This window comes from Variovorax glucosi (assembly GCF_051216695.1).
Classification (GTDB): domain Bacteria; phylum Pseudomonadota; class Gammaproteobacteria; order Burkholderiales; family Burkholderiaceae_C; genus Variovorax.
Map to the genome: position 1 here is coordinate 1 of NZ_JBPJZE010000085.1, position 1,473 is coordinate 1,473.

The window sequence follows — 1,473 nt, forward strand, 5'->3', positions numbered from 1 at the left end:
CGGCCCAGGCCGCGCCGGCAATGCCCAGGTTGAAGGCCGCGATGTTCAGGCCCGAGGCCACGTCCACCGCCTGTGGCGTAAAGCGCTCGGCCTGCTTCACCACATACACCTGCAGCCCCGGCACGTTGCCGAAAGCCACCGCGCCCCACATCAGCACCGCCAGTAGAGCCAGCCACTTGTGCGGCGCCGCGAAGTTGAACACCAGCAGCACCGCGGCCAGCAGCGCGAAGATGATCTTCAGCGCCGGAATCGGGCCCATGCGGTCGGCCAGCTTGCCGCCGAGGATGTTGCCGACCGCAAGGCCGCCGCCGAACACCAGCAAGATCGGCGACACGGCCGACTCCGAAAGCCCGGTGACCTGCGTGAGCAGCGGCTGGATGTAGGTGAACACCACGAACACGCCGGCAAAGCCGAGCACCGTCATCGCCAGGCCGAGCAGCACCTGCGGGCGTGCCAGCACGGCCAGCTCTTCGCGCAACGGCGCTGGCTTGGTTTCGCCCTTGACGCGCGGCACGAACACCGCGAGCACCGTGAAGGCCAGCACGCCGATCAGCGTCACGGCCCAGAAGGCCGAGCGCCAACCGAACTGCAGGCCCAGCCAGGCGCCGGCCGGCACGCCGAGCAGCGTGGCGGCGGTCAGGCCGGTGAACATGATCGCGATGGCCGAGGCGCGGCGTTCGGGCGCCACTAAGCCGGTGGCCACCACCGAGCCGACACCGAAGAAAGTGCCGTGTGCCAGCGAGGTGATGACGCGCGCGGCCATCAGCATTTCGTAGTTGGGCGCCACGGCACAGGCGAGATTGCCGAGCGTGAAGATCGCCATGAGCGCCAGCAGCACGGTCTTGCGCGGCAGCTTGCGGGTGGCGATGGTGAGCACGGGTGCGCCCACCGCCACCCCGAGCGCGTAGCCCGAGATCAGCAGGCCGGCGGCCGTGATGGAGACTTGAAGATCCGTCGAGACCTGCAGCAGCAGGCCCATGATGACGAACTCGGTGGTGCCTATACCGAAGGCACCGGCGGTGAGGGCGAGTAGAGCGATTGGCATGATGCCCTGTACTGTGCGGACGAAATGCGTCTATGACTATAATGCCGCTAGTACACATACTTGTGAGTTGAACGCACAGATTGGAAGAAGAGCCATGCCGCGCATCGACGTCAACCGCTCCGGCGAGATGGAAGCTTTCGTGCAGGTGGTCGAGTCCGGCGGCTTTTCGGCGGCGGCGCGCCTGCTGGGCATGACGCCCTCGGCCGTGAGCAAGCTGGTGGCGCGGCTCGAACTGCGCCTGGGCATCCAGCTGGTGCACCGCTCCACGCGCAAGCTGCAGCTCACGCCCGAAGGCACGGAGTTCTACGAACGCAGCCTGCGCGTGCTGGCCGACATGGACGAGGCCGAGCGCTGTGCCGCCTCGGGCGCCGCGCCGCGCGGCCGGGTCAGCCCCGACATGCCGGCTTCGGCGATCCTCGAGCAGGCCC

2 protein-coding genes are annotated in these 1,473 nt (G+C 68.0%); one reads left to right on the plus strand and one right to left on the minus strand.

Features of this window, described 5'->3' with window-relative positions; all coding sequences use genetic code 11:
- The coding region (locus ACSFA3_RS23085) for an MFS transporter (RefSeq protein WP_435507779.1) at positions 1–1,045 on the minus strand (1,045 nt) is incomplete at its 3' end.
- A 94-nt stretch (positions 1,046–1,139) separates the two neighbouring features.
- On the opposite strand from ACSFA3_RS23085, the gene ACSFA3_RS23090 reads away from it, so the two are divergent.
- Positions 1,140–1,473 (plus strand): LysR family transcriptional regulator (locus tag ACSFA3_RS23090; RefSeq protein ID WP_435507780.1); only part of this gene is annotated, 334 nt, incomplete at its 3' end.